Here is a 25,050-nt window from a genome sequence, read left to right as displayed (position 1 = left end):
TGGGACGGGACAGGAGATACCCCTATGTTCGAAAAGACCGACGAGGAGCTCAAGGCCCTCGGCGCCTACGACACCACCCGCGAGATCGCCCAGCAGCCTGACCTCTGGGAGGACACCTACAGGATCTGGTCGGGTGCCCGCCGCGCCGTGGACGCCTTCCTCGCCGAGGCGCGCGCCATGGCCGGCGGCCCCCTGCGGGTGATTTTCACCGGCGCCGGGACCTCTGCCTACGTCGGCGACACCGTGGCCCCGTACCTCACCCGCACCGGCGACACCGGCGCCTACCGCTTCTGCTCGGTGCCCACCACCGACATCGTGAGCGCCCCCCTGGACTACCTGGTCCCCGACGAGCCGTGCCTGCTCGTCTCCTTCGCCCGCAGCGGCAACAGCCCCGAGAGCGTGGCCGCCATGGAGCGTGCCCGCCAGGCGGTCTCCGACCTGCGCCTCCTCAACATCACCTGCGCCCCCGACGGCGCCCTGGCCCGTGCCGCCGAGGACGACCCGCAGGCCCTGAACCTGCTCATCCCCCGCGCCAACGACCGCGGCTTCGCCATGACCGGCAGCTACACCTGCATGACGCTCCTGGCCGCCCTTGTGTTCGACCGTGCGTCGGACGGCGAGAAGGATGCCTGGGTGCGCGCCGCGGCCGCCATGGGCCGCGAGGTGACGGCCCGCGAGGACGAGGTCGCCGCCCTGCTCGGCGAGGGTCCCTCGCGCCTCACCTACTTGGGCAGCGGCCCCCTCTCCGGCCTGGCCCGCGAGGCGCAGCTCAAGATCCTCGAGCTCGCCGCCGGCAGGACCGCCACCTCGTTCGACAGCTCCATGGGTTACCGGCACGGGCCCAAGTCCTTCGTGGACGAAGGCACGGTGCTCGTGACCTTCGTCTCCGAGCAGCCCTACACCCGCCGCTACGACCTCGACATCCTGGCCGAGGTGGCCGGCGACGGCATCGCCGCCCGTACCGTGGCCGTGCAGCAGGCCACGGGCCCGATCTTCGAGGGCGACGCCTTCACCTTCGCCGGGACCGGACCGCTCCCCGGCGCCTACCTCGCCCTGCCGTTCGCCATGGTGGCCCAGACGGTTGCCCTGCTCAACTCGGTGCGCCTGGGCAACACCCCCGACACCCCGAGCCCCTCGGGCACGGTGAACCGCGTGGTCAAGGGCGTCACCATCCATGAGCTGGAGCTCTGACGTGGGCGTCGGTGCGCCGCGGGGCGCCTACGCCGTCGTCGCCAAGGGGTTCTTCCTGCCCGGCGGCTACGTCGAGGGCGGCTGCGTGACCGTGGAGGGCGGCAGGTTCGGCCTGTACCGGGCCGAGGTGCCCTCCGGCATGGCGGTGCTCGACCTGGGCCGTGCCCGTGTGGCCCCCGGCTATGTGGACACCCACATCCACGGGTTCCTCGGCCACGACGTCATGGACGCCGACGCCGCCGGTGTGGGCGAGATCTCCCGGGGCCTCGCCCGCCACGGTGTGACGAGCTGGACCCCTACCACACTGACCGCCCCACCGGATCAGGTCGCGGCCGCCTGCCGTTCGGTGGCCGAGGCCGCGGCGGACGGGTCGACCGGGGGAGCGGCCGGTGGGGCGCACATCCGGGGTGTCTTCCTCGAGGGACCGTTCTTCACCGAGGCCCACAAGGGCGCCCAGAACCCCGGCTACCTCCTGGCCCCCAGCATCGGCCTGCTCGAGGCCTGGCAGGAGGCCTCCGGCGGCCTCGTGACCAAGGTGGCCGTGGCCGCTGAGGCTGAGGGTGCGCCGGAGTTCTGCGCCGCTGCCCGGGCCCTCGGCGTGAGCGTGTTCCTCGGACACTCCGACGCGAGCCTCGACGAGGCCTGCGCATGCGTGAACGCCGGGGCGTCCGGGTTCGTCCACACGTTCAACGGCATGAGGGGCTTCAGCCACCGCGATCCGGGCATGGTCGGGGCGGCCCTGGGGCTCCACGGCGTCTGCGCCGAGGTCATCTGCGACGGCCGCCATGTGGATCCCGCGGCCGCGCGCATCCTCGTGCGGGCGCGGGGCGCCGACGGTGTGGCGCTTGTGACCGACTGCATGCAGGCCGGCGGCATGCCCGACGGCGAGTACCTGCTCGGGGAGCTTCCCGTGGTGGTCTCGGACGGTGCCGCGCGTCTGGCCGAGGGCAGCCACAGCCTGGCGGGCTCGGTGCTTACCCTCGACCGTGCCGTACGAAACGTCCGGGACTGGGGCGCGGCCACCGACGAGGAGGCCGTGCGCATGGCCACCCAGACCCCTGCCGACGCCAACGGCATCGGCGGTATCTGCGGCCGCATCGCCCCGGGCCGAGACGCCGACTTCGTCGCCCTGGACGACGGCCTCCATGTGACGGCCACCTATATCTCGGGACAGGAGGCCTGATCGGCCTCCTTGGGACGGGACGGGGCACCCCGCCGGGGTGCCCCGTCTGCCGTCTAGAGCGTCTGCTCGGTGCGGGCGATGATGTCGTCCTGGGTGGCCCGGGACAGCACGTTGAAGAACGCGGAGTAGCCGGCCACGCGCACGATGAGGTCGCGGTGGTTCTCGGGGTGCTCCTGGGCGTCCAGCAGGGTCTCGCGGGACACCACGTTGAACTGCACGTGGTAGCCGTGGAGTCGGTTGAAGTAGGCCCTGAGCATGGACTCGAGCTTGATCTTGTTCTCGGGCCTCTCCAGCGTTGACGGGTTCACCTTCTGGTTGAGCAGCACGCCGCCGGTGATCTTCTCGGTGGGCAGCTTGGTGACCGACTTGAACACGGCGGTGGGGCCGTGGAGGTCGCGGTTGTGGGCCGGGCTGCAGCCCTCGGCGAGGGGCTCCCGGGCGTTGCGTCCGTCGGGCGTGGCCATGGTGCCCATGCCCTGGCCCACGTTGGCGCTGATCGAGCTTGTGCCGGCGTAGCGGATGCCGCCCACGGGCCCGCGGCCGTGGCGGGTGCTCGGGTACTTGGCCACCTCGTCGATGTAGGAGTCGTAGGCCTCCACCACCAGACGGTCCACGTAGTCGTCGTCGTTGCCGTACTTGGGGGCGTCCTGCTGCAGCATGCGCTGGATGCGCTGGTTCTCGGGGCTCTGGAAGTCGTCGAGGATGGCGTCCCACAGCTGCTGCGGGGTGATCCGCCCCTCCTCGAAGACCAACTTTTTCACGGCCGCCAGGGAGTCGGCCATGTTGGCGATACCCACCTGCAGGCCGCTGATGAAGTCGTAGACGGCGCCGCCCTCCTTGATGGTCTTGCCGCGGCCGATGCAGTCGTCGGTGAGGGCGCTGCACAGCACGTCGGGGACGTCGCGCTCGCTGGCCAGGTCGATGGCGTTCTCCATGATCACGGAGTAGCGGCACATCTCGCGGATGGTCTTGTCCCAGGCGTCGAGGAGCTCGTCGTAGCTGGTCATCTCGGTGAAGCGGCCGTGGTCCTCGGTGAATCGGCGGCCCGTGGTGAGGTCCACGCCGCCGTTCATGCAGCACAGGAGCAGGCGCGGGAAGTTGAGGTAGCTCATGCCGGTGCAACGGTAGCCCCACTTGCCGGGCACGGCGGTCTCCACGCAGCCGATGGCGGAGTAATCGTAGGCGTCCTCCCGGGCCACGCCCCAGTCGATGAAGCTGGGGATGATGACCTCGTCGTTGTTCATGGCCGGCATGCCAAAGCCCAGGCGCATGACCTCCACGCACTCGTCGAGGAAGGCCGGGTCGATGGACGCGTGGTAGCGCACGGTGAGGTTGGGCTGGGTGAGGCGGGTCTGGGCCACGGAGCGGAGCACCAGCCAGGAGAGCGGGTTCACGGCGTCTTGCGGCATGCCGTCCACCAGACGCTGGCCGCCGATGGTGACGTTCTGGTACATGGGGGAGCCGGCCGAGGAGAGCGTGTGGGCCTGGCTGCGCACCTTGTTGACGGTGAGGCTCTTGATCCAGAGGTTGGTGAGGAGCTCGAGGGCCTCGTCCTCGGTGATGCGCCCGGCGGCGAGGTCGGCCTCGTAGAAGGGGAGCAGGTACTGGTCCAGGCGGCCGTAGGACAGGGAGTGGCCGTTGGACTCGATCTGCAGGATCACCTGGAGGAACCACACGGCCTGGACGGCCTCGCGGAAGGTGCGGGCGGGCTCGTAGGGCACGCGCTCGCAGGCCTCGGCCATGGCGAGGAGCTCGGCAGCGCGGGCGGGGTCGGCCTCGGCGGCCTGGGCGCGGGCGAGCTCGGCGTAGCGGCCGGCGAAGCGGCGCACGGCGGCGACGACCTCGAGGACGGCGTTGTAGAAGACGCGCTTGTCGATGGAGGCCGGGTCGGTGAGGTCGAGCCCCGCGCTCAGCCTGCGGGCGCGCTCCTCGTAGCCGCGCAGGCCCTCGGCCAGTACGCGGCGGTGGTTCACGGCCAGGTGGGCGTCGCCGGCGTTGAGCTTGCCCTCCATGCCAAAGAGCCCGGTCTCCATGAAGACGGAGACCTCCTCGGGGAGCAGGGCCTCGCCCCGGGCGCGCAGGTTGTTGCCCTCCCAGAACGGGGCGATGGAGCGGATCTGCTCCTTGGTCTCCTCGGTGATGTGGAAGACGTCGCCGTCGCGCTTCTCGAAGAGGTCGAGCTCGTCGAGGACGAAGCCGAGGGTGTACTCGGGGAAGACCGGGGCGTTGCAGTTCTTGGTGGCCTGGTTGCCGCAGATGAGGGTCTCGGGCTCGATGTAGACGGTCATGGCGTCGAGGATGTGGGAGAGCATGAGGGCGCGGCGCATCGCGGGCGGCTGGGCCCTGGTCTGCTCGTAGGACTCCGTGCAGAGGACGGCGCGCTCGCCGTCGACGTAGGGGCGCTCGTCGAGCACAGCCTCGCGGAAGCGCCGCATGCGGGGCGTGAGCTCTCCGAAGTGGTCGAGCAGGGACTGCCGTTGGGACGTCATGGGTTCCTCCTGGGGGTGCGCCTGAAAGTCGCTTGATGCTTGCTACCATTGAGAGCATAGCCTAGTATCGCTTACGAAACAAGAATTACTTACGAACGAAAGAGATTGTGGAGCGCCCATGGGGATGACGGCACCGGTCTTCAACATCCAGAAGTTCAGCCTCGACGATGGGCCCGGCATCCGTACGGTGGTCTTCCTCAAGGGCTGCCCCCTGCGCTGCGCCTGGTGCGCCAACCCCGAGAGCCAGGCGGCCTACACGCAGCTCGAGTGGGACGCGCGCTCCTGCCGCGGGTGCGGCGCGTGCGCGGCCGCGAGCGAGGCCGTGACGCTGGCCTTTGACGGGGACGGCTCGCCCCGCGTGACGGTGGACCACCGGCGCCTGGCCGCCGAGGGCGGCCAGGGGGCCGTGGCCGACGCCTGCCGGTGGGGCGCCATGACGCCCGTGGGCGCGGACCGCGCCGTGGACGAGGTGGTAGGGGAGTGCCTCAAGGACAAGCCCTTCTACGAGGAGTCCGGCGGCGGCGTGACCTTCTCGGGAGGGGAGGCGCTGCTCTGGCCCGACTTCGTCGTGGAGGCGGCGGGCCGTCTCCACGACGAGGGGGTGCCGTGCGCCATGGAGACCACGGGTCACGGCGAGCCGGAGGTCTTCGGCCGCGTGGCGGGGGCGCTCGACCTCGTGCTCTTCGACGTCAAGCACTGGGACGACGCGTGCCACCGCGAGGGGACCGGCGTGGGCCTGGAGAGGATCGGCGCCAACCTGAGGCGCGCCTTCTCCTCGGGCGCCGACGTGCTCTGCCGCACGCCGGTGATCCCGGGCTTCAACATCGACGCGTCCCTGTCCGACGACGCGGTGGCCGAGACGGCCGACGGTCTGGCCGGGTGGGTCCTCTCGGCCTGGCGCGACGCCGGCCGCGGGGGCGACGGGCGCCCCCGGCTGCAGCCGCTGCCCTTCCACCAGTTTGGTGAGAACAAGTACGCGCTGCTGGGCCGCGACTACGGCCTGGAGGGGGTGGCCCAGCTGCGCCCCGAGGACGTGGAGCCGTTGGCGAGGGCCCTCCGCGAGCGGGGCGTGGACGCGTTCGTGTAGCGCGGGGGCGGGCCGCTCGCCCGACTCGCCGTCCATACAGCCCGGAGCTGATGAATCGCGCCGTACCCCGCCGCTACCGCGAGCGCAAGTGCTGGTAGAGCGCGATGGCGAAGGCGACGGCCCAGTAGAGCGCCCAGGCCACGAGGGCGATGGCGCCGATGCATACCAAGACCACGAGCAGGGAGAAGCCGTTCATGGAGCCCTCCTCGGCACGAGGGGTTTGCTACCGTTCAAAGTATACCCTGTCTAATGATTTTATTCCAGCCGCTCCGCCGGCCCGGTCGCCGGGCCCTACTCCGCCGGGCCCCAGCTCACGCCGTCGCGCTTGAGGTGCACGGAGAAGCGCGTGTGGTCGCCCGGGGCCACCACGTGGCTCATCTCGAACGGCCTGCCCCGGCCGTCGGCGGCCGTGCGCGTGATCCTGAACGCGGCGCTGCGGTACGCCCTGCCGAGGAGCTCGGCCTCCCGCCTGCCCAAGAGCACGCTCTCGTAGATCTCGGTGGCCTGGGCCGCCTCCACGCCCCAGCCGCCGGCCAGTGCCGCGTAGAGGGACCCGGTCACGTCGGCCTCGGCCAGGCCGGGGAAGAGCCGGCAGGGCAGGTAGCTCGTCTCCAGGGACATCACCACGTCGTCGGCCATGCGCAGGCGCTCCACCCTGAACACGTCCTCGCCGGCCGGCAGCCCCAGGGCGTCGGCCACGGGCTGGTCGGGCCGCTCCGTGGAGAACGAGAGCACCTGGTTGGCCGGCTCCATGCCGGCGGCACGCACCACGCCCGAGAAGTCGTACAGGCTGTTGAGCGTGCGGCGCATGGTGGCCGGCGCCACGAAGGTGCCCTTGCCGGCCCTCCGCGTGACCATGCCCTCGTCCACCAGGGAGGAGAGCGCCGCGCGCACCGTGGAGCGGCCCACGCCCAGGGCCCGGCAGATCTCCTTCTCGGTGGGCAGCGGGTCGTCCGGCGCCAGCACCCCCTCCGTGACGAGGGCACGCAGGGCCTGGGCGATCTGCTTGTAGAGGGGTTGGGCGGCGGTGGGGTCGACGGCGGCGACCAGGGCTTCCAAGGTATCCATGGCCCCATGGTATATCACCTCGTCCCTCCAAAACCCCCGTTGAAAATGTACCAAACATTTGCCATGATGGCCCTAGGGGGAGACGGCGCCCCGGGTTCCGGCCCGGGGGTGCAGAGACGAGCCCTTGGAGGAGCCATGTTCCACAGCCCGCGCCCCAACGTCCGCGACCTCGTCGACCCCATGGCGGGCGGCCTGATCGTGAGCTGCCAGGTCCAGCACGACGACCCCATCTACACGCCCGACATGGTGGTCAAGATGGCCGAGGCCGCCGCGTGGGCCGGCGCCGTGGGCATCCGCGCCAACAGCCCCGAGCAGATCCGCGCCATCAAGGAAGCCGTCGACCTGCCGGTGATCGGCCTCTGGAAGGTCTGGCACCCCGACACCGACGTCTTCATCACGCCCACCATGGCCGAGGTGGACGCCATCGTGGAGGCCGGCGCCGACATCGTGGCCCTCGACTGCACGTTCCAGACCACCCACGAGGGCACCAGCGCTGCTGACCTGCTGCCCCGGGTGCGCGAGCGCCACCCGGAGACCCCCGTCTTCGCCGACGTCTCCAACGCCGAGGAGGCCCGCCTGGCCGTCGTCAACGGGGCCGACATCGTGGCACCCACCCTCTACGGCTACACGGCCGAGACGGCCCACATCGAGGGTGCCGACTACCGTATGTTCGCCGGGTTCTGCCGCGACCTGGGCGACAAGGCCTACGTGATGATGGAGGGGCACCTCTACACCCCCGAGGACGCCATGAAGTGCGTGTTCCTCGGCGCCCATGCCGTGGTGGTGGGTAGCGCCATCACCCGGCCGCACCTCACGGCAAAGCGCTTCGTGGACCTGCTCGACGGCTACCGCGACAACTGGAGGGACGCCGAGCGCGCCAGCCACTGACCCGCCGCCCACCCGCGGCCCGTACCCCGCCCGCCGCTTCCGAGGAGGAGCACCATGGCCCGCACCGATGTCGAGGGCGCCCAGAACGTCGAGGTCTCGCGCCCCATCCCCTGCGAGAAGACCCCCGCCGAGCAGCTGGCGGTCATGGAGCGCTACACGGCCGTCCACCGCGACGCCACGAAGCGCGGCCTCTCGCGCCTCGAGCGCGAGGTCGCCTGCCTCGAGGTGATCTACCCGGTGCTCTTCCGCTCCATCGGCGACGACGACACCATCGCCGGCCGCCTTGACTTCCTGCCGCTGGGCTTCGGCTGCGTGACGTCGCTCGGCGGCGTGGGGCACTACTGCGTCTTCCACAAGCTCCGCGCCTTCAAGGAGCGGCTCGGGACCCCGGGGGAACGCGCCCGCGTGGACGCCCTGCTCGACTACTGGCGCGACCACGACGTCAAGGCCCTCTACTGCGACGAGGTGCTCGACGACGCCTGCGTGGGCCGCTTCATCGACTGCAGCTACCCCTTCATGGCCACGGCGCGCCTCTCGGGCATGATGCTCGACTACGGCAAGCTGCTGCGCCTGGGCGTGGACGGCATGGCCGACCTCGTGGCCTCGGGGGAGCGGGGAGACTTCCGCGACGCCTGCGGCCGCGCTCTCGACCTCTTCGGCGCCTGCATCGACCGCCAGGTGGAGCTCGTGGGGGAGGCCCTGGCCCGCTGCGGGAGTCGCGAGCAGGGCCGCGCCGCCGAGCTCCGCCTCATGGTCGACGACCTCCGCGCCGTGCGCCACGGGCCGCCCTGCACCTTCCACCAGGCGCTCCAGCTCTTCTGGCTCTACGCCCTCGTGTCGGGCTGCATCAACTACGGCCGCCTGGACGTCCTGCTCGGCGACTACCTCGAGGCCGACATCCGGTCCGGCCGCATCACCGAGGACGACGCCTACCGGTGGCTCCGCGGCCTCTGGACCATGATCGAGAACCGCCGCACCACCGTGAACGGTCGCATCGTCGTGGGCGGCTACGGCCGGCCCAACCCCGACGCGGCGGACCGTCTCTGCCGCATCGCCCTGCGCGTGTGCCGCGACTGCCGCTACGTGGAGCCCCAGTTCACCCTGCGCTTCTGCCGCGAGACCCCTGCCGACATCATGGACGCCGCCTACACCTGCATCGCCGAGGGCGCCACCTACCCCACGCTCTACAACGACGACGTCGAGGTGCCGGCCGTGGGGGCCGCCATGGGCGTGCCCCGCGCCGTGGCCGAGCAGTACGTGCCTTTCGGCTGCACGGAGTTCGTGATCCAGGGCAAGTCGGTGGGCACGCCCAACACCCTCGTCAACCTGCTCAAGATCCTGCAGATGAGCCTCCACGGCGGCGTGGACCCCCAGGACGGCGTGCAGAAGGCCGGCCCCGTGGCCGTGCGCCCCCTGGCGGAGCTCCGCACCTTCGAGGACGTCTGGGACAACTACACGGCCCTCCTCGACCACTACCTCGACCTCGCCGAGAGCTGTCAGACGGCCAGCTACCGGGTGATGAACCGCGAGGTGGGCTTCCTGTTCGCCTCCATGCTCACCGACGACTGCCTCGGCCGCGGCCGGGCCCTGCTCGACGGCGGCGTGGAGATCCTGGGCGGCACCTGCGAGACCTACGGCAACATCAACGCCTCCGACTCCCTCTGGGCCCTCAAGACCCTGGTGTTCGACGAGGGCCGCTACACGCTGGAGGAGGTTGTGGCCGCCTGCGACGCGGACTTCACGTCCGCCGACCCAGCCGAGGCCGCGCGCCTGGCCCGCATCCAGGCCGACCTCAAGGCCGCCGACAAGTACGGCAACGACCTCGAGGGGCCCGATGCCATGGCGGACCGCCTCTACGAGCACGTGGCCCGGGGCGTGCGCGACCGCGGGCGCGCCGCCGGCATGGGCTACCTGCTCATCGTCATCTCCAACAACCAGACCAACACCGACTGGGGCCTCCAGACCGCCGCGAGCCCCGACGGCCGCCCGGCCGGCCTCTACATGAACCCGGCCAACAACCCCCAGGCCGGGGCGGCGAGGAGCGGCCCCACGGCCATGCTCAAGTCGCTGGTCAGGTTCGACCCGGCGCTCCATGCGGGCTCCGTGCAGAACATCAAGCTCACGCCCCAGGCCTTCTCCAACCACCCGGGCAAGGTGCGCGCGCTGTTCGACACCTACTTCGCCCTCGGAGGCTGCCAGCTCATGGTCACCGTGGTGGACCGCGGCCAGCTCGAGGACGCCCAGCGCCGCCCCGAGCTCTACCCCGACCTGCTCGTGCGCGTGGCGGGCTACTCGGCGGTGTTCGTGGACCTGCCCCGCGAGGTGCAGGACGAGGTCATGAGCCGCATGCTGTGGGATTGACGGTGCGTGCCCGGGGGCGCCGGCGGCCGGCCGCGCCTGGGGCCTGTCGCCTAGGGCCTGTTGGGGAGGCGGTAGTCGTCCGGGGACCCCTTGCCCACGAGGTGCACGCCCAGGCGCGTGCTGTCGGCGGGCACGAAGGCCTCGGTGATGTCGAAGACCTCCCCCTCGGTGTCGCGCACGACCCGCACGATGCGGAAGGCCGCGCTGCGGTGCTGGCGCCCGAGCTTGGCGGCCACCTTCTTGGTGAGCAGCACCGCCTGGTAGTACTCGTCGGCGTCCCCCACCTCGACGCCCCAGCCCTCCTCGAGGACCCGGTAGAGCGACCCGGTGAGGTCGGCCTTCTCCAGGCCCTCGAAGCGCCAGCAGGGGATGTGCTCGATCTCGAGGGAGACGGCCAGGCCGTCGGCACGGCGCAGCCGCTCGATGCGGAAGATCGACGGGTGGTCCGTGGGGAGGTCGAGGGTCCGGGACGAGAAGCCCGCCGGGTAGGTGCGCTCGAAGGACAGGACCTCGGAGCGCGGCTTCATGCCCTCGGCCCTCACGGCGTCGGTGAAGTTGTAGACGCTGCCCAGCTGGCGACGCATGTATTGGGGGGACACGAAGGTGCCCACCCCCGACATGCGGTAGATCTCCCCGGAGGTGCGCAGGGTCTCGAGGGCCTGGCGGACGATGGAGCGCGGCAGGGAGAGGGCGTCGCACAGCTCGCGCTCGTCGGGCAGGGCATCACCCGGCCCCAGGATGCCGTCACGTATGACCTTTGAAACGGCCGTGGCCAGCTGCATGTCGAGGGAGGGGCCACCGGTCTTGTCGATGTGGGCGGCGATGCGATCCAAGGTATCCATGACACAATTTTATCTGAAACGGCATCCCGTGTCAGTATTATTTCAATGAATGCCAGGGGCCGCCTCGCCCTGGCTTCCAGTTGGGCTTCGTTCGAAACCCTGATAACATAGAAACGTTTTCAGAAGAGCGTTCAAAACCGACGTTCACAACCCAAGGAGGAGCCCATGGGAAAGCGCGACGCCCGCATCCTCGAGGTGCTCACGGAGCGCAAGCGCGTGGAGGTGGCCGAGCTCGCCCGGGAGCTCGGCGTGTCGTCGGTCACCATGCGCAAGGACCTCGACGAGCTCGAGGCCCGCGACGTCATCAAGCGAGAGCACGGCTACGCCCTGCTCGGCAGCCCCAACGACATCAACGGCCGCCTGGCCTACCACTACCAGACCAAGGGCGCCATCGCCCGGGCCGCGGCCGATCTCGTGGTGGACGGTGAGACGGTCATGGTGGAGTCGGGCTCGTGCTGCGCCCTGCTCGCCCTGGGGCTCGCCCAGGCGGCCCGCGGTGTCTCCGTCGTCACCAACTCCGCCTTCATCGCCAGCTACGTGCGTCGGGAGCCCGCGGCCAAGACCGTGCTGCTCGGCGGCGCCTACCAGAACGACTCCCAGGTGAACGTGGGGCCCATGGTGGCCCAGTGCGCCCAGAACTACTGCGTGGAGCGCCTGTTCATAGGCGTGGACGGCTACGTGCCCGGCCAGGGCTTCACCAACAGCGACCAGATGCGCGCTCAGGCCGTCGTGGACATGGCGGCCCAGGCCGAGCGCGTCGTGGTGCTCACGGAGTCCGACAAGTTCTCCCGCCGCGGCGTGGTGCCCATGCACCTGGGCGACAAGGTGGACTGCGTGGTCACCGACGACGGCGTGGACGACGCCGTGGCGGCCGCCATCGAGGCCGCCGGCGTGGAGCTCGTGCGGGTGCCCCGCTCCGACTGACAGGCGCCGGCCACCTCCCTCCTGTGCTATCCTGCTGCGAAGGCGATGACGGAGAGGGTGCGGCCCCGCGTGTCGTGCGGACAGAGAAGGAGCCCCAGGTTGAGAGGTTCCCACGCGCGACGAGGCCCCACGTTCACTCCACCAGCCGCGACCTGAACGGCGCCGACGCGCCCGGTAGGGGAGCCGTCAGGCCCACGGCACGGGCCCAAACGAGTGGTCGCTCGGGAGAGAAAACTCAAGCGTCAATCAAGGTGGTACCGCGGATTCCGTCCGTCCTTGGCCCAGTCAGCCAGGGGCGGTTTTTGTTTGGGCCGGGGGACCGGCCGGGAGGGAGAGACATGTCGATGATCGACGAGCTCGACCGCATTGCGGCCGAGGCCCGGGAGAAGGTCGCCCAGGCGGTCGACCTCGAGGCGCTGGACGCCGTGCGCGTCGCCGTGACGGGCAAGAAGGGCAGCCTCACGGCGGTGCTCCGCTCCATGGGCACCGTGCCCCCCGAGGAGCGGCCCCTCGTGGGCAAGCGAGCCAACGAGGTGCGCCAGGAGGTCGAGGGCGCCCTCGCCGAGCGCCGCGAGCAGCTGGCGGCCGACGAGCTCGCCGCCCGCATCGAGGCCGACGCCGTGGACGTGACCCTGCCGGGGCGCCGTCCCCACGTGGGCACCGAGCACCTCATCAGCCAGATCGTCGACGAGGTCGAGGACATCTTCATCGCCCTCGGCTACACCGTGGCCTCGGGACCCTACGTGGAGATCGAGTACTACAACTTCACGTCGCTCAACGCCCCGGCCGACCATCCCAGCCGCTCGCCGCGCGACACCTTCTACGTGGAGGACCCCACGAACCCGTCCGCGGGTTCGCCGGTGTCCGACGTGCTGCTCCGCACCCAGACCTCCCCGGTGCAGATGCGCACCATGGAGGCCGAGGAGCCGCCCATCTACATGATCAGCCCGGGCCGCGTGTTCCGCCCGGACACGGCCGACGCCAACCACCTGCCGCAGTTCACCCAGATCGAGGGCCTGGTGGTGGACGAGGGCATCACCTTCGGCGACCTCAAGGGCACGCTCGACCACATGACCCGCGAGCTCTTCGGCCCCGACCGCGCCACCCGCTACCGCCCGCACTTCTTCCCGTTCACCGAGCCCAGCTGCGAGCTCGACGTCTCCTGCGGCGTCTGCGGCGGCAAGGGCTGCCGGTTCTGCAACCACACAGGCTGGATCGAGATCCTGGGTTGCGGCATGGTCGACCCCAACGTCTTCGGCTACGCGGGCATCGACCCGGAGCGCTACAGCGGCTTCGCCTTCGGCATGGGCGCCGAGCGCATCGCGGCCCTGCGCTACGACCTCCCCGACCTGCGCATGCTCATGACCGGCGACATGCGCTTCCTCCGGCAGTTCTGAGCCCCTGGACCCCTTATGCAATGAGCGAGCTGCGAGAAAGGCAGTATCCATGCGAGTTTCCTACGAGTGGCTGAAGACCATGGTCGACCTGCCCGACGATGTGTCGGACCTGGTCGCCGAGCTTGTCCGCACCGGCACCGAGGTCGAGGCGGTGGAGCCGGTGGGCGCGGACCTCGACCACGTGGTCACCGGCCGCATCCTGTCCTGCGAGCCGCACCCCGACTCCGACCACATGCACGTGACCATGGTGGACGTGGGCATGCGCAACGTCGACGGGAACGGCGACCCCGCGCCGTTGCAGATCGTGTGCGGCGCGCCCAACGTGGCGGCCGGCGAGCATGTGGTGGTGGCCATGGTGGGCGCCGTCCTGCCCGGCGACGTCAAGATCAAGAAGAGCAAGCTCCGCGGCGTGGAGTCGTGGGGCATGAACTGCTCGGCCCGCGAGCTCGGCCTCTCCGGCGACCACGAGGGCATCATGGTGCTGCCCGACGACGCCCCCGTGGGCGTGCCCGCCGGCGAGTACCTGGGCGTCTCCGACGTGGTACTCGACTGCGAGATCACGCCCAACCGCCCCGACTGCCTGTCCATGACGGGCTTCGCCGTGGAGGTGGGCGCCACCCTGGGCGAGGACACCCACATCGAGCTGCCCGCCGTTCGCCACGAGGCCGGCCCCGCCACCAAGGACTCCGTGTCGGTGGCCATCGAGGACCCGGGTCGCTGCAGCCGCTACTGCGCCCGTGTGCTTCGCGGCGTCAAGGTGGGCCCGTCGCCCGAGTGGCTGGCCCGTCGCGTGACGGCCGCCGGCAGCCGCCCCATCAACAACGTGGTGGACGTCACCAACTACGTCATGTACCTCACCGGCCAGCCGCTCCACGCCTTCGACCTGGCCAAGGTCCCCGTGGTGGACGGCAGGCACGCCGTGGTGGTGCGCCCGGCCCGCGACGGCGAGCACATCGTGACCCTCGACGGCCAGGACCGCGAGCTCACGCCCGACATGACCGTGATCTCCGACGGCAACGGGGAGGCCATCGCGCTCGCCGGCGTCATGGGAGGGGAGAACTCCGAGGTGGAGGAGTCCACCTGCGACGTCCTCCTCGAGAGCGCGTGCTTCTCGCCCGGCCACACCAGCCGCACGAGCCGCGACCTCGGCCTCATGAGCGAGGCCTCCATCCGCTACGAGCGCAAGGTCGACGCCGCCGGCTGCGACGAGGCCGCCGCCATCGCGTGCGCGCTCTTCGAGGCCTGCTGCGGCGCCGAGGTGGCCCGCGGCGCCGTGGACGTGTACCCGGACCCCGTGAAGGCCGACACCGTCGCCCTGCGTCCGGCCCGCGTGCGCGAGCTCTGCGGCGCGGACATCCCCACCGACTTCATGGTGGAGAGCCTCGCCCGCCTGGGCTGCGTGGTGGTGCCGTCGCGCCTGGGCGCCTACCTGGACGTCGTGCCCCCCACCTCCCGCCCGGACCTCGAGCGCGAGATCGATTTCGTGGAGGAGGTGCTCCGCCTCTGGGGCATGGGCGAGGTCGAGCCCACCATCCCCGGCGCCGTCAACCACTCGGGCGGCCTCACCCGTCGCCAGCGCCTGGACAAGGCCGTGGGCGAGGCGCTCAGGGCCGGCGGCCTCTGCGAGACCCTCACCTACAACTTCGCCGAGTCGGGCGACCTCGAGCGCCTTGGTATGGTCGAGGACGGCCGCGGCCAGGCCGTGCGCATCCTCAACCCGCTGACGGCCGACCAGGGCGAGATGCGCCGCAGCATCGTGCCGGGGCTGCTGCGCTCCGTGGCCTACAACCTGGACCACGGCGTGGACGACGTGATGCTCTACGAGCAGGGCCGCGTCTTCTTTGGCAGCCCCGACGCCGCCCAGCCCGCCGAGCCCCGCTATGTCTCCGCCGTGCTCTGCGGCGCCTGGGGCCCCGACACCTGGGACAGCAAGCCCCTGCCGCTGGACTTCTTCGACGCCAAGGGCCTCGTGGAGGAGCTCTGCCGCCAGCTGAAGGTGGAGCGCCTGCGCTTCAAGGCCGCCAAACCCGAGCGCTACCCCTGGCTGCAGCCCGGCCGCGCCGCCGAGGTACTCTGCGGCAGGCAGCGCATCGGCTGGCTGGGCAACGTGCACCCGAGCTCGCTGGCGCGGTTCGGCATCGAGCGCGACGTCGTGGCCTTCGAGCTCGACCAGGACGCTCTCCTCGACCACGCCCAGGACCAGCTGCCCTACCGCGACATCCCCACGCTGCCCGGCGTGGAGCAGGACCTGGCCATCGTGGTGGACGAGGACATGGACTACGAGACCTGTGTCCAGCGCATCCAGAGCGCCGGCGGCAGGCTCCTAGCCGATATCCGCCTGTTCGACGTGTACCGCGACCCCGTACGTGTGGGGCCGGGCAAGAAGTCCATGGCGTTCGCACTCACGTTCCGCGCCCCCGACCGCACGCTGACGGCCGCCGACGTGGAGAAGGCCATGGAGAAGCTCGTGAACAAGATCTCCAAGTCCCTGGGCGCCGAGGTGCGCAGCTAGAGCGGCGTGGCAAACGCTTATAGGCAAACGCTTCCGGGTTTTTCTGCGCCTGAAAGCGGCTGAGGGCACCCTCAGCCGCTTTCAGGCGCAGTTTTTGCCATGGCGGAGTGCAGGTAGAGGTCACCACCTCGGGCGCCGTGAACACGGATAGTACTTACAGGGTGCTCGACATGCTCGCCATCCAGGGCCTTGGTGTGCAGGTGAGCCTTGATGGTCTTGAGAAGCGCCATAATGCTATCCGGGGGGTTCCGTGGGCTTTTGCGAGTGTTGAGCACTTTGTGAGAGAAGCTGTGCGCAGGGGCGCGCGCGTGGCCTGTGCCATGGCGCTGATTGACCAGTCGAGCGGCGAGGCCGAGGCAACCTGTGCACTGGCTCGCTCATGGGGTGTCTCTTCGTTTCGGTTGGCTTCCGTGCTGTCAGAAGGAAGAGCGGTGGGGCTGGAGGGCGAGCATCCGTGGCGCCCGTCATCTGTGCGTAGGCTTCTACGAAGCCTGCAGGAAAAGTTTGAAACTGAGGACTTCTCGGTTGTATTGGCCGACGAAGAGGCGGTGCCCAATGCCGAGGCGTTGGCCTACGGATGTGGGACAGGGGAGCGCCTCTGGTACGTGGAGCCTGACTTCTCTGTGCGACCATGCCCGCTTTTGCCGGAAACAATTGGCAATTTGTCGCGTCAAACCATTGAAACGGTCAGGCAGAACGGGGCACGCAAGATGAGGGCCATCGCTGACCCATCTCCGGAGCGGTGCGGAGGCTGCGACCGTGTGGACGAGTGCAAAGGTTGCAGGGCCGTGGGATGGGCAACTGCCCATGGAGAGAAAAGCGGTCGTTGCCTCTGGTGGGGCACCTGCTTCAAGAGTCTAGACGCTGAGGGGTGAGACCGTGCCATCTATCGACGTGTCCGACGTCTCGTTCTCCTATAGGACGCTGCTGCGCAAAAAACAGGTGTTTGATGGGTTCTGTCTGAACATCGACGGGGGCGTCTGCTGCCTTTTGGGCCACAACGGCGCGGGAAAGACCACGCTGCTCAAATTGATCTATGGGGTGCTCAAGCCGTCTCAGGGCGCCATCGCCGTGCATATGACCAGGATGGACGGCATGGCGCTGGTGACGGGGCCATGGGGCGTGGAAGAGCGTCTATCATCCCGCGAGAACCTGCGGTTCAGAGAAAAATACCTAGGCAACTCAGACGTTGTGGCTCAGGGAGAGCGATGGGCGCGGCGAATGGGGATTGCAAGCTACATGGACACGCCCTGTCGCGAGCTTTCCTCCGGCCTGTTTGTGCGGGCCGCCTTAGTGCTTGCGCTGTCAGAGTCGCCCGAGGTGCTGCTCCTCGACGAGCCCACCGCCGCCGTCGACCCCGAGACCCGGGTGGTGGTGGCTCAAGCCGCGGCTGAAATGGCAGATGTCGGGTCTGCGGTGGTGGTAGCCACCCACGACTTCGACCTCGCCCACAAGGTTGGGGGAAGGGCCGTCGTGCTTGACGAGGGATCTTTGGTTGACGGCTTCCCGCTTGCGGAATGCTCGCGCGATGAGCTTGAGAGCAGGTACTTTGCGACGGTGCGTCACGTGGGGGAGGGGAGCTGACTGTGGTCGGTGCGCTCTTTTATAAAAGTCTTATGTTTATAAAGAGATCTTTCAAAGAGACTGCTTGGATAGGGTTCGCATACGTCTGGTTTTTTGGGCTTCTGCTCGTAAAACCCTATTGGACGCTGGCCCCTTTGGTGGGGTCCCAGTCGCTAGAGCTCTTTCTTTATAGTGGTACTGTCCTGACCATCTCCATGCAGTTCTACTCTCTGATCGTGAGGGACGACATAAGGTCGGGCGTCCTGCAGCGCGTCTGCCTGGAGAGGCGCCCCCTGTTGAGCTATCTCATGGGCGCGGCCGCACTGCCGGCCATGACGGGGCTTGTATTTGGCATCTCGCTGGTCGCCGTCTACTGTGCGGTCGACGTCTCCGCGGCCTCCGCGCTGATGCAGAATAACATTATAAACGTTATTTTTCTCATATCAGGGATTGTGGCTCTCGCCGTGTCCTCGGCCCCGCCCTGGGGGCTCGTCTTCGGCGACTCCGACGACATGCAGATCGCCTACATCGCCACGGTGCTGGTCGTCCTCGCGGTGGCGGTGCTCGCCTTCCTGCCCCGCTTTGGGGTCCTCGGGGTGTCCGCCGGCCTGTGGGCGGCGTCGGCGGCCTTCTTCGGGGCCTTCCGGGTGCTGGCCCGCAGCCGCTTTCGCCCGACGGGGGAGGTCTCGTGAGGGGTGAGCGCGAGGCGTGCCTGTGCCGAACCACCCTGTTCAACGGGCGCCTTGCCACGTCCTGTGATGTGAGGGCTGGCGTATGGGAGTCTTTTTCAACCGGCTCGTTCAGGGCTTCTGGCAGATCATCTGGAGCGAGTCGCTGCGATCCTCTCGAAGTGACCGAGACTCTTTTCCTTTTGCAACAGAAAGAAATTGAGAAGAAGCTTGGTTGTTTAATTAACAACTTCGGCTGTGGCGGTGAGACTTCGGTCTCCATGCTCTTTGAGGAGAGTCGGGAGCGGGTTGCATTTGGGCTGGTTTCGGACAAGCGCAGGTGCTCGTTCTTGCGGTTAATTATTCACACGAAGGGCATGCCCCATTTTGTGCGGGATTGGGTTCTTCGCGAGTGCACACTCGACGAACTCCTGGCTGCTGCCAGCGGAGCGATTCGCCGGGCCGCTCTTGACCAAAATCGGGGCCTAGGCTGCCCACGAAGTGCGTTTCGCTGTCGAGAGACTCTGCCTCTTCGCCCCCCCCTCTGCGCCTGAAAGTCGCTGAGGGTGCCCACAACGGCTTTCAGGCGCAGGGGAGGGCAGGGGGGTGACAAACCAACCTGGTACCTTGTCTGCCTGGCGCAATCCCTAGTCGGCGATGCGGACCTTCACGCAGGCCTTGAAGAGCGGGGCCGGGGCGTCGAGGCTGCAGCCGGGCTTGTGGGCGTCGGCCGGGGCGGTCAGGCAGAACTCGCCGGCCTGGGTGACGACCCAGCTCTCCAGCTCGGGCTGCTCCACGAGGACGAAGTCGTTCTCCTCGTCGAAGGCGCCCTTGGGGGTGCAGTCCTTCATGCGGGCGATCCCCATGAGCTCCACGCCCGAGAAGACGTAGTGGATGTCGATGTGGTCGCGGTGCGCCTCGTAGTCCTTGGTGCCGGCGGGGGCGGTGTCGAAGCGCATGACGTTGGCGAAGACGTCGTCGCCGTCGATGTCGTTGCGGCCGAGCTCGAGGGTGGCGGGGTCCACGGTGCGGCACCAGTCCATGGCGCGCTCGATGCGCTCGGAGGTCACGGGGCCGAAGGCCTTGGCGTCGATGGATGCAGAGATCACGGGTGCTCCTTAGGTGGGGACGGAAACGGGCGTCTCTCTCTATGCCCCTCCGTGTCCCTCTCTAAGCGTCGCCCGGCACGCCGTCCGGCCGGGCGGCGACCCTGCATGACGCCCCTAGCCCACGGCGCCGCCCACGGTGGCCCGCGGCGCCCCCCCTGTCCGTGATCGGGGGCGACCGTCTTTGCACTATCCTGTGACTACACGCCTCTACCTGCAGTCTCGATCCCCGGGAGCCAGCCCATGCCCTCTTGGAACATCCACACCGGCCTCGTCGAGCACGTCCTGGCGCCCGGGGACGCCGCGACCCTCGGCATCCGCGACGCCAACCTGTTCCTCTTCGGCAACCTCGTGCCCGACATCTACGTGGGCTACATGGCGCCGGACGTCTCCCACACCCTCCGCTACATCGACACCCACTACGGCCAGCCCACGCACATCCCCGTGCCCGAGGTGGGCCGGTTCTGGGACGACTGGGTCGCCCCCGCGATCCCCCAGGGCGGCGTGGACGACGTGGTGCTCGGCGCCTGGGCGCACCTGCTCGCCGACAACCGCTACAACGCCTGCGTCCGCACCTTCAACGAGGCCCGCTCCATCCCCAGCGGCGAGCGGACTCGCATCGCCAAGCAGGGGGACTTCGACCTCTTCGGCCATTCCCTCGGCATCTCGTCCACGGTGGAGGTGACGCCCGCGCTCGTCGCGGCCGCCGCGCGCTTCCCCCAGTACGCCGTCGAGGCCGCGGACGTGGCGCGCGCCGCCGCGGCCGACCGCGCCATCGTGGAGGCCGCACGCCGGCCACCCGAGCGCACCACGTACGAGCTGCTGCCCCGCGACCTCATCCAGGAGGTCTTTGACTCCGTCGTGGCGGAGACCCGCGCAGGCCTCGCCGCCTACACGGCCGCCCTCCGCGAGGCCGGCTTCGACCCGTCGGCCCCGGCGCCGGAGCTGCCGCTGCACCGCCCCGACCTCTGGGTGGGGCCGGAGCCCGCCATACGTTTTGCCGGGGACCCCCAGGCCGGCGCCGCCGTCAACGACCCAGTGGAGGGTGCGGGGGCCCATGCCCGCTGACGGAGTCTGACGCGCGGTCCGGACGCTCCGGTCCGCTAAACTGTGACAGACCCCGTGCGTGCCCGGGCGAACGCTTTTGGGAGATGATTTCATGGCCGATTTCGAGAGGGACGACTCCAGCCTCCTGTACATCCAGGTGGCCGACTACGTGCGCGAGAAGATCTACAGCCACGAGTGGGGCGTCGACGACCGCATCCCCTCGGAGCACGAGCTCATGGCCATGCTGCACCTCTCCCGCGGCACCGTGCAGAAGGGTATCCGCGCCCTGGTGGACGAGGGGCTCCTCGTCCAGCAGCGCGGCCGCGGCACCTATGTGGTCCAGCCCATCATGGCCCGTCCCACGTCCAACTACCTGCTTTCCTTCGCCGAGTCCATGGCCTCCCAGGGCATCCCCTACGAGACGCGCCTCGTGGAGAAGCGCGTGGAGCCCGCCAACAAGGCCTGCGCCTGGGCCCTGGGTCTCGACCGCGGCGACCCCTACCTGTACGTGGCCCGCGTGCGCTCGGTCTTTGGGGAGCCGGTCATGTTCATTGAGAGCCACGTGTCGCTGGAGGCCTGCCCCGGCATCGAGGACGCCGACTTTGAGCACGAGGGTCTCTTCGAGGCGGCGGTGCGCACGAGCGGCCACGAGGTGGGCCGTTCCAACCAGGTCTACTCCGCCTGCGTCTGCGGCAAGCGCCGCGCAGAGTGGCTCGAGTGCGACGAGAAGTCGCCCGCCCTGCAGCTGGAGCAGACCGTGTTCCTCGACGACGGGCGCGCCTTCGAGTGGGGCTGCGTCTGGCTGCCCGCCAACCGCTGCGTCATCAGCGCCAGCACCGAGCGCGCCTAGGCGGCCCCGGGGCCGCCGGCCGTCGTGCGCGGGGCGTCGTCCCGGGCCGGGAGCCTGAGGTAGCGGCTGGGGTTCACGAGGAACCCGAGTTTCCACAGGCGGTCCATGGCCACGTTGACGGCCACCGGCAGCCCGTAGGCCACGGCCAGCGTTCCGGCGACGAGGAGGGGCGCCGGCAGCGACGCCGGGCCTGCCAGGTGGAACCACACCGCGAGGAACATCGGGTGCATGAGCCAGATGCCCTTGGTGTAGCCGTCGACGGCCGAGAAGAACCCCCACTGCCCGCGGCCCGCCGAGAAGATGCGCCCGTAGAGCGCCGTGGCCGCCCAGAGTCCGCCGACCGTGAGCAGGGCCTCCATCGCGGGTGCGGCCACGATCCCGGCCCGGGAGGCCCACAGCAGGGCGACCGCGGCCACCGCCCAGGCGCCCCAGAGCGCGCGGGGGCTCCCGAGGGCCGTCAGGGGGCGGCCGTCCCCCTCGGCCGCAGCGAGGGCCATGCCCCCGCAGAACCAGATGCCGTTGGCGCAGCCGTTGAGCACCACGTAGGGGAGGTGCGCCACCGCCTCCTGCCCGCCAGGCATGGACTGCGCGACGACCAGGGCGACCTTGAGGGCGGCCGCCACGGAGACCGTCAGGGCCGCCTGCCTCCGGGAGCGCAGGGTCGGGACGACGGCGTAGAGGGCCAGCGCCACGAGGAAGAAGCCCACGGGGATCACCGGCTCCACGAGCAGGGCGCGGCCGAGGGCGGCGGGCGAGAGGCCCGGGCCGGCGCCGGTCCAGCCGTCTACGAGGAGGGTGGGGACGGTGACCGCCGCGAGGGGGACGAGCATGTAGACGAGCTCGCGCCCCATGGAGACGAGCCACGAGCGGCCGCTGTCCACCAGCCACTGGCGCTGGTAGAGGTAGCCATACCCGAGGTAGAAGACCGGCAGCTGCACCGGCAGGAGGCAGCGGGTCCAGAAGTCGAGCGCGGGGCCCGCAGACAGGACATGGCGGGCGACGAGTGCGGGGACGACGCTGCCCAGGGCGAGGAGCAGCGAGGCGGTGGACTCCAGGTTGTAGATCCAGGTGGTGTCCGTCGCACGTGGGGACCTGCGTCTCATGATCGTCCCTCTACGTGGGCGGGAGAAGCCAGATGGAGCCCGGGCCTCAGCGGAGAGAAAGCAGAGAGAGATGAGAGAGAGCGCTGAAGCCCGGGCTCCTCCAAGGCGACGATGGGGTCCTGCAGTGCCGGGGGAGCGTGTGCAGGTCGTCCGCCTTGGTGCTTGTCTCGCTCATTCCCATAAGGGACACCAATATGCTAGATATGCCGGCGCCGTCACGTTTTGGACAGAGCGCTTGGACAAACCCAAACCCCGCCGCCCCCTGTCCCACCACCCGGACACTTTTGTCCCAATGGTCGGGCACTTCTGTCCCACATCGACGCGGCGAAGGCGCGGTCCGGGGCAGAGGGTTCAGTCGCTGAAGAACGCCACCGCGATCGCCCCGGGACCTGCGTGGGTGCCGATGGTGGGGCCCACCTGGTGCACCGGGAGCTCCTCCACAAGGTCCTCCCACAGCCAGCCGGCGTCCTCGATGTACTTGCGCAGGAGCGTGTCGTCCAGACCGGTGTAGCCCAGGGCCAGCGGGCGCGAGACGTCGATGCCGTTGCCGCGCTGGATCTCCTTCACCAGCAGGTTGTGGCCGTTCTTGGAGCCGCGGGCCTTGCCGATGACCTCCACGGCGCCGTCGCGCACTGCCACCACGGGCTTGATGGAGAGCATGCCGCCGACGGCCGCCGACGCCGCCGAGACGCGGCCCCCGCGCCTGAGGTACTCCAGGGTGTCGAGTAGGGCCACGAGGCGGACGTCGCCCTTCTCGGCGTTCAGGCGCTCGGCGACCTCCCCGGCCGAGAGACCCTCGTCCACGAGCTGCAGCGCGCGGTGCACGAGCACCGACTCTCCCACGGTGACGTTCCGGGAGTCGACCACGAACACACGGCTGTCGAAGCCCTCCGCGGCAAGGCAGGCGCTCTGGTAGGTGCCCGAGAGGCGCGACGATATGGTGATGCACACGACGTTGTTGCCGTCGGCCGTGGCCTCCTCGAAGGCCTGCGTGAAGGCGCCGGGGGAGATCTGGCTGGTGGTGGGGACCTGGTCGCCCTCCACGAGGAGCTCGTAGAAACCGTTGGCGTCGAGGTCGACGCCGTCACGGTACTCGGTCTCCCCAAAGGTCACCGTCATGGGGACGACGGTGACGCGTGGGTGGGAGGGGGCGATGTCCGAGGCGGAGTCGGTGATGATGCGGATGGCCACGGGGAGCCTTTCTGTCCGGTTCGCAGGCCGCGGCGGCGACCATACGGTTCACAGAGTGAACGGTCGTATTGTAGGCGACGGGCAGGGGCGTTCAGCTGCCGGTAAGGTCGTACATGGAATCGCCAGCCCCCGGCGGACCTGCCCGGCGCTGGCGATGAGGGTTCGCCTTCAGGTGCCTCGGCCGCAACTGACAGGTCTGTCAACAGGTGGTGACGGCTGAGCGCCACCTCGGCCGGGCGCCCCTACAATGGCCCCTACTTGACGGGGCCCGCGGGCCCGGACGAAGGGAGAGCCGTCATGGATCGAGCGAGGTCGGAGTTCCTGCCCTGCTACACCGTGGGGACCGACGCCTACGAGTCGGTGGCGTCGGTCGTGTCGCCCTACGGCACCCGTGCGGTGCTCATCGGTGGCAGGAAGGCCCTCGCGGCGGGGGAGGGGCGCCTGCGCGAGGCCCTCGCCGGCACCGGCGTCGAGGTCGTGGCCACCGAGTGGTACGGCGGCGAGTCGTCCCACGCCAACGCGCGGCGCCTTGCCGCCATGGAGGCCGTGGCCGGCTGCGACATGGTGTTCGCCATGGGCGGCGGCCGCGCCGTGGACTGCTGCAAGGAGGTCGCCGAGCTCGTGGCCAGGCCGCTCTTCACGTTCCCCACGGTGGCGTCCAACTGCGCCCCCGTCACGGCCATCGGCGTCTTCTACAAAGAGGACGGCTCGGCCGACGACTACTTCTTCCCCTCGGCCCCTCCCGCCCACTGCTTCATCGACCTCACGGTGCTCGCCCAGAGCCCCGACGAGCTGTTCTGGGCCGGCGTGGGCGACGCCCTGAGCAAGGGCCCCGAGGTGGAGCTCGCCAGCCGCGACCTTGTGCTCGAGGCCACCCCGGCCATGGGCAGGGCCATCGCGGCCACCTGTGAGGGGCCGCTCTTCTCGGACTCCGAGGAGGCCCTGGCTGCTAAGCGGCGCGGGGTGGTGACCGAGGCCTTCGAGGCCGTGGTGCTCGACATCATCGTGACCTGCGGCATCGTCTCCAACATGACCACCTCGATGGTGGACCCCGACCATGCCTACTACTACAACTCCTCCGCGGCCCACGCCTTCTACAACGCGTGGACGGGCATCTCGCCCGAGTTGGTGGAGGAGCACCCCCACGGCGCCGTGGTGGCGTTCGGGGTGCTGGTGCTCTGGGCCTTCGACGGGCGCATGGACGAGCTCGCACGCTACGCCTCCCTCAACCGCCGCCTGGGGCTGCCGGTGACCCTTTCGGCCATCGGCGCCACGGCCGAGGACGTGCCCGGTATCGTGGGGCGCGCCCAGGCCACCAACGAGTGGGGCCGCGCACCCTACGGCTACACGGCCGAGCGGTTTGGCCAGGCCGTCCTGGACGCTGACTTCTACGGCCGTGCCCTCGAGGCCGACGACCCCTTGGCCGAGGAGGCCGCCCGTATCCGCGTGGAGCGCCATGCCCCCACGCCCGAGACCGCGGTGCCCCGGCGCGCGTAGGGGGCGCGTGTCCAGGGGTCCGTCGCAGGGCCGTCGACGGGGTCGCCCGCCAGCGGCCTTTTCCGCGCCTGCACCAAGTAGCT

Annotated in this window: 21 protein-coding genes; 13 read left to right on the top strand and 8 right to left on the bottom strand. The window is 69.5% G+C overall.

Annotated elements, in window-relative coordinates; genetic code table 11:
- The first annotated feature begins 24 nt into the window (after positions 1 to 24).
- Positions 25 to 1,191, top strand: a complete 1,167-nt coding sequence (locus tag OR600_RS07760; RefSeq protein ID WP_265590951.1) for an SIS domain-containing protein — start codon at positions 25 to 27, stop codon at positions 1,189 to 1,191.
- Positions 1,175 to 2,374 carry an N-acetylglucosamine-6-phosphate deacetylase gene (gene nagA / locus OR600_RS07755; protein WP_265590950.1) on the top strand — a complete coding sequence of 400 codons (1,200 nt, stop codon included), beginning with the start codon at positions 1,175 to 1,177 and terminating at the stop codon, positions 2,372 to 2,374. The genes OR600_RS07760 and nagA overlap by 17 nt, the downstream gene beginning before the upstream one ends.
- Before the next feature lie 53 nt (positions 2,375 to 2,427).
- Here nagA and OR600_RS07750 read toward each other — a convergent pair whose 3' ends face one another.
- The gene (locus tag OR600_RS07750) at positions 2,428 to 4,863 is read right to left on the bottom strand and encodes a glycyl radical protein (RefSeq protein WP_265590949.1); all 2,436 of its coding nucleotides are present in this window, start codon (positions 4,861 to 4,863) and stop codon (positions 2,428 to 2,430) included.
- A gap of 118 nt (positions 4,864 to 4,981) precedes the next feature.
- Between OR600_RS07750 and OR600_RS07745 the strand changes: the two genes are divergently transcribed.
- A complete protein-coding gene (locus OR600_RS07745; RefSeq protein ID WP_265590948.1) occupies positions 4,982 to 5,950 on the top strand; it encodes a glycyl-radical enzyme activating protein in 969 nt (322 codons plus the stop codon).
- Positions 5,951 to 6,023: 73 nt separating this feature from the next.
- Here OR600_RS07745 and OR600_RS07740 read toward each other — a convergent pair whose 3' ends face one another.
- Positions 6,024 to 6,146: a hypothetical protein gene (locus OR600_RS07740; protein ID WP_255533467.1), complete on the bottom strand. Its 123-nt coding sequence runs from the start codon at positions 6,144 to 6,146 to the stop codon at positions 6,024 to 6,026.
- 95 nt (positions 6,147 to 6,241) lie between these two features.
- Entirely contained in the window at positions 6,242 to 7,009 is a 768-nt protein-coding gene (locus OR600_RS07735; RefSeq protein ID WP_265590947.1) for a GntR family transcriptional regulator, read from the bottom strand.
- A gap of 144 nt (positions 7,010 to 7,153) precedes the next feature.
- Here OR600_RS07735 and OR600_RS07730 point away from each other — a divergent pair, with 144 nt between their 5' ends.
- Positions 7,154 to 7,906: an N-acetylmannosamine-6-phosphate 2-epimerase gene (locus OR600_RS07730; RefSeq protein ID WP_135978287.1), complete on the top strand. Its 753-nt coding sequence runs from the start codon at positions 7,154 to 7,156 to the stop codon at positions 7,904 to 7,906.
- Between the two features lie 54 nt (positions 7,907 to 7,960).
- Positions 7,961 to 10,267 (top strand): pyruvate formate lyase family protein, encoded by a 2,307-nt coding sequence (locus OR600_RS07725; protein WP_251164309.1) that lies wholly within the window; start codon positions 7,961 to 7,963, stop codon positions 10,265 to 10,267.
- A 50-nt stretch (positions 10,268 to 10,317) separates the two neighbouring features.
- On the opposite strand, the gene OR600_RS07720 is transcribed toward OR600_RS07725, so the two are convergent.
- The gene (locus OR600_RS07720) at positions 10,318 to 11,100 is read right to left on the bottom strand and encodes a GntR family transcriptional regulator (protein WP_168354050.1); all 783 of its coding nucleotides are present in this window, start codon (positions 11,098 to 11,100) and stop codon (positions 10,318 to 10,320) included.
- A gap of 174 nt (positions 11,101 to 11,274) precedes the next feature.
- Here OR600_RS07720 and OR600_RS07715 point away from each other — a divergent pair, with 174 nt between their 5' ends.
- The 3 genes from OR600_RS07715 (at position 11,275) to pheT (ending at position 15,942) form a co-directional block, all read left to right on the top strand.
- Positions 11,275 to 12,033, top strand: a complete 759-nt coding sequence (locus OR600_RS07715; protein WP_265590946.1) for a DeoR/GlpR family DNA-binding transcription regulator — start codon at positions 11,275 to 11,277, stop codon at positions 12,031 to 12,033.
- Positions 12,034 to 12,371: 338 nt separating this feature from the next.
- Positions 12,372 to 13,430: a phenylalanine--tRNA ligase subunit alpha gene (gene pheS / locus OR600_RS07710; RefSeq protein ID WP_265590945.1), complete on the top strand. Its 1,059-nt coding sequence runs from the start codon at positions 12,372 to 12,374 to the stop codon at positions 13,428 to 13,430.
- Positions 13,431 to 13,479: 49 nt separating this feature from the next.
- Positions 13,480 to 15,942, top strand: a complete 2,463-nt coding sequence (pheT, locus tag OR600_RS07705; RefSeq protein WP_251173732.1) for a phenylalanine--tRNA ligase subunit beta — start codon at positions 13,480 to 13,482, stop codon at positions 15,940 to 15,942.
- Between the two features lie 71 nt (positions 15,943 to 16,013).
- Here pheT and OR600_RS07700 read toward each other — a convergent pair whose 3' ends face one another.
- The gene (locus OR600_RS07700) at positions 16,014 to 16,172 is read right to left on the bottom strand and encodes a hypothetical protein (protein WP_265590944.1); all 159 of its coding nucleotides are present in this window, start codon (positions 16,170 to 16,172) and stop codon (positions 16,014 to 16,016) included.
- 649 nt (positions 16,173 to 16,821) lie between these two features.
- Between OR600_RS07700 and OR600_RS07695 the strand changes: the two genes are divergently transcribed.
- Positions 16,822 to 17,526 carry an ATP-binding cassette domain-containing protein gene (locus tag OR600_RS07695; protein ID WP_265590943.1) on the top strand — a complete coding sequence of 235 codons (705 nt, stop codon included), beginning with the start codon at positions 16,822 to 16,824 and terminating at the stop codon, positions 17,524 to 17,526.
- A gap of 2 nt (positions 17,527 to 17,528) precedes the next feature.
- Entirely contained in the window at positions 17,529 to 18,197 is a 669-nt protein-coding gene (locus OR600_RS07690) for a hypothetical protein (protein ID WP_265590942.1), read from the top strand.
- A gap of 623 nt (positions 18,198 to 18,820) precedes the next feature.
- Here the strand turns inward: OR600_RS07690 and OR600_RS07685 are convergent.
- Positions 18,821 to 19,282: a NanQ anomerase/TabA/YiaL family protein gene (locus OR600_RS07685; protein WP_135978295.1), complete on the bottom strand. Its 462-nt coding sequence runs from the start codon at positions 19,280 to 19,282 to the stop codon at positions 18,821 to 18,823.
- A 240-nt stretch (positions 19,283 to 19,522) separates the two neighbouring features.
- Between OR600_RS07685 and OR600_RS07680 the strand changes: the two genes are divergently transcribed.
- Positions 19,523 to 20,347, top strand: coding sequence for a hypothetical protein (locus OR600_RS07680; protein WP_135978296.1), 825 nt, complete (start codon positions 19,523 to 19,525; stop codon positions 20,345 to 20,347).
- 91 nt (positions 20,348 to 20,438) lie between these two features.
- The gene (locus OR600_RS07675; protein ID WP_135978297.1) at positions 20,439 to 21,176 is read left to right on the top strand and encodes a GntR family transcriptional regulator; all 738 of its coding nucleotides are present in this window, start codon (positions 20,439 to 20,441) and stop codon (positions 21,174 to 21,176) included.
- Here the strand turns inward: OR600_RS07675 and OR600_RS07670 are convergent.
- A complete protein-coding gene (locus OR600_RS07670; protein ID WP_265590941.1) occupies positions 21,173 to 22,279 on the bottom strand; it encodes a hypothetical protein in 1,107 nt (368 codons plus the stop codon). The two genes, OR600_RS07675 and OR600_RS07670, sit on opposite strands and share 4 nt — an antisense overlap.
- Before the next feature lie 351 nt (positions 22,280 to 22,630).
- Positions 22,631 to 23,470, bottom strand: a complete 840-nt coding sequence (locus OR600_RS07665; protein WP_135978299.1) for a DegV family protein — start codon at positions 23,468 to 23,470, stop codon at positions 22,631 to 22,633.
- A 297-nt stretch (positions 23,471 to 23,767) separates the two neighbouring features.
- Between OR600_RS07665 and OR600_RS07660 the strand changes: the two genes are divergently transcribed.
- Positions 23,768 to 24,967: an iron-containing alcohol dehydrogenase family protein gene (locus OR600_RS07660; protein ID WP_135978300.1), complete on the top strand. Its 1,200-nt coding sequence runs from the start codon at positions 23,768 to 23,770 to the stop codon at positions 24,965 to 24,967.
- Positions 24,968 to 25,050: the final 83 nt, after the last annotated feature.

It is taken from the genome of Granulimonas faecalis (assembly GCF_022834715.1).
Lineage (GTDB): Bacteria > Actinomycetota > Coriobacteriia > Coriobacteriales > Atopobiaceae > Granulimonas > Granulimonas faecalis.
Note: the sequence above shows the minus strand (reverse complement) of the source record. Positions and strands in the feature narration are given on the sequence as shown.

What these genes read in the sequence shown, in the direction of transcription:
- OR600_RS07700 (WP_265590944.1), bottom strand. Translation starts at nt 16,172, where the DNA reads ATGGCGCTTCTCAAGACCATCAAGGCTCACCTGCACACCAAGGCCCTG.
- OR600_RS07660 (WP_135978300.1), top strand. Translation starts at nt 23,768, where the DNA reads ATGGATCGAGCGAGGTCGGAGTTCCTGCCCTGCTACACCGTGGGGACC.
- OR600_RS07740 (WP_255533467.1), bottom strand. Translation starts at nt 6,146, where the DNA reads ATGAACGGCTTCTCCCTGCTCGTGGTCTTGGTATGCATCGGCGCCATC.
- OR600_RS07675 (WP_135978297.1), top strand. Translation starts at nt 20,439, where the DNA reads ATGGCCGATTTCGAGAGGGACGACTCCAGCCTCCTGTACATCCAGGTG.
- OR600_RS07760 (WP_265590951.1), top strand. Translation starts at nt 25, where the DNA reads ATGTTCGAAAAGACCGACGAGGAGCTCAAGGCCCTCGGCGCCTACGAC.
- nagA (WP_265590950.1), top strand. Translation starts at nt 1,175, where the DNA reads ATGAGCTGGAGCTCTGACGTGGGCGTCGGTGCGCCGCGGGGCGCCTAC.
- OR600_RS07750 (WP_265590949.1), bottom strand. Translation starts at nt 4,863, where the DNA reads ATGACGTCCCAACGGCAGTCCCTGCTCGACCACTTCGGAGAGCTCACG.
- OR600_RS07725 (WP_251164309.1), top strand. Translation starts at nt 7,961, where the DNA reads ATGGCCCGCACCGATGTCGAGGGCGCCCAGAACGTCGAGGTCTCGCGC.
- pheT (WP_251173732.1), top strand. Translation starts at nt 13,480, where the DNA reads ATGCGAGTTTCCTACGAGTGGCTGAAGACCATGGTCGACCTGCCCGAC.
- OR600_RS07745 (WP_265590948.1), top strand. Translation starts at nt 4,982, where the DNA reads ATGGGGATGACGGCACCGGTCTTCAACATCCAGAAGTTCAGCCTCGAC.
- OR600_RS07680 (WP_135978296.1), top strand. Translation starts at nt 19,523, where the DNA reads ATGCCCTCTTGGAACATCCACACCGGCCTCGTCGAGCACGTCCTGGCG.
- OR600_RS07670 (WP_265590941.1), bottom strand. Translation starts at nt 22,279, where the DNA reads ATGAGACGCAGGTCCCCACGTGCGACGGACACCACCTGGATCTACAAC.
- pheS (WP_265590945.1), top strand. Translation starts at nt 12,372, where the DNA reads ATGTCGATGATCGACGAGCTCGACCGCATTGCGGCCGAGGCCCGGGAG.
- OR600_RS07730 (WP_135978287.1), top strand. Translation starts at nt 7,154, where the DNA reads ATGTTCCACAGCCCGCGCCCCAACGTCCGCGACCTCGTCGACCCCATG.
- OR600_RS07715 (WP_265590946.1), top strand. Translation starts at nt 11,275, where the DNA reads ATGGGAAAGCGCGACGCCCGCATCCTCGAGGTGCTCACGGAGCGCAAG.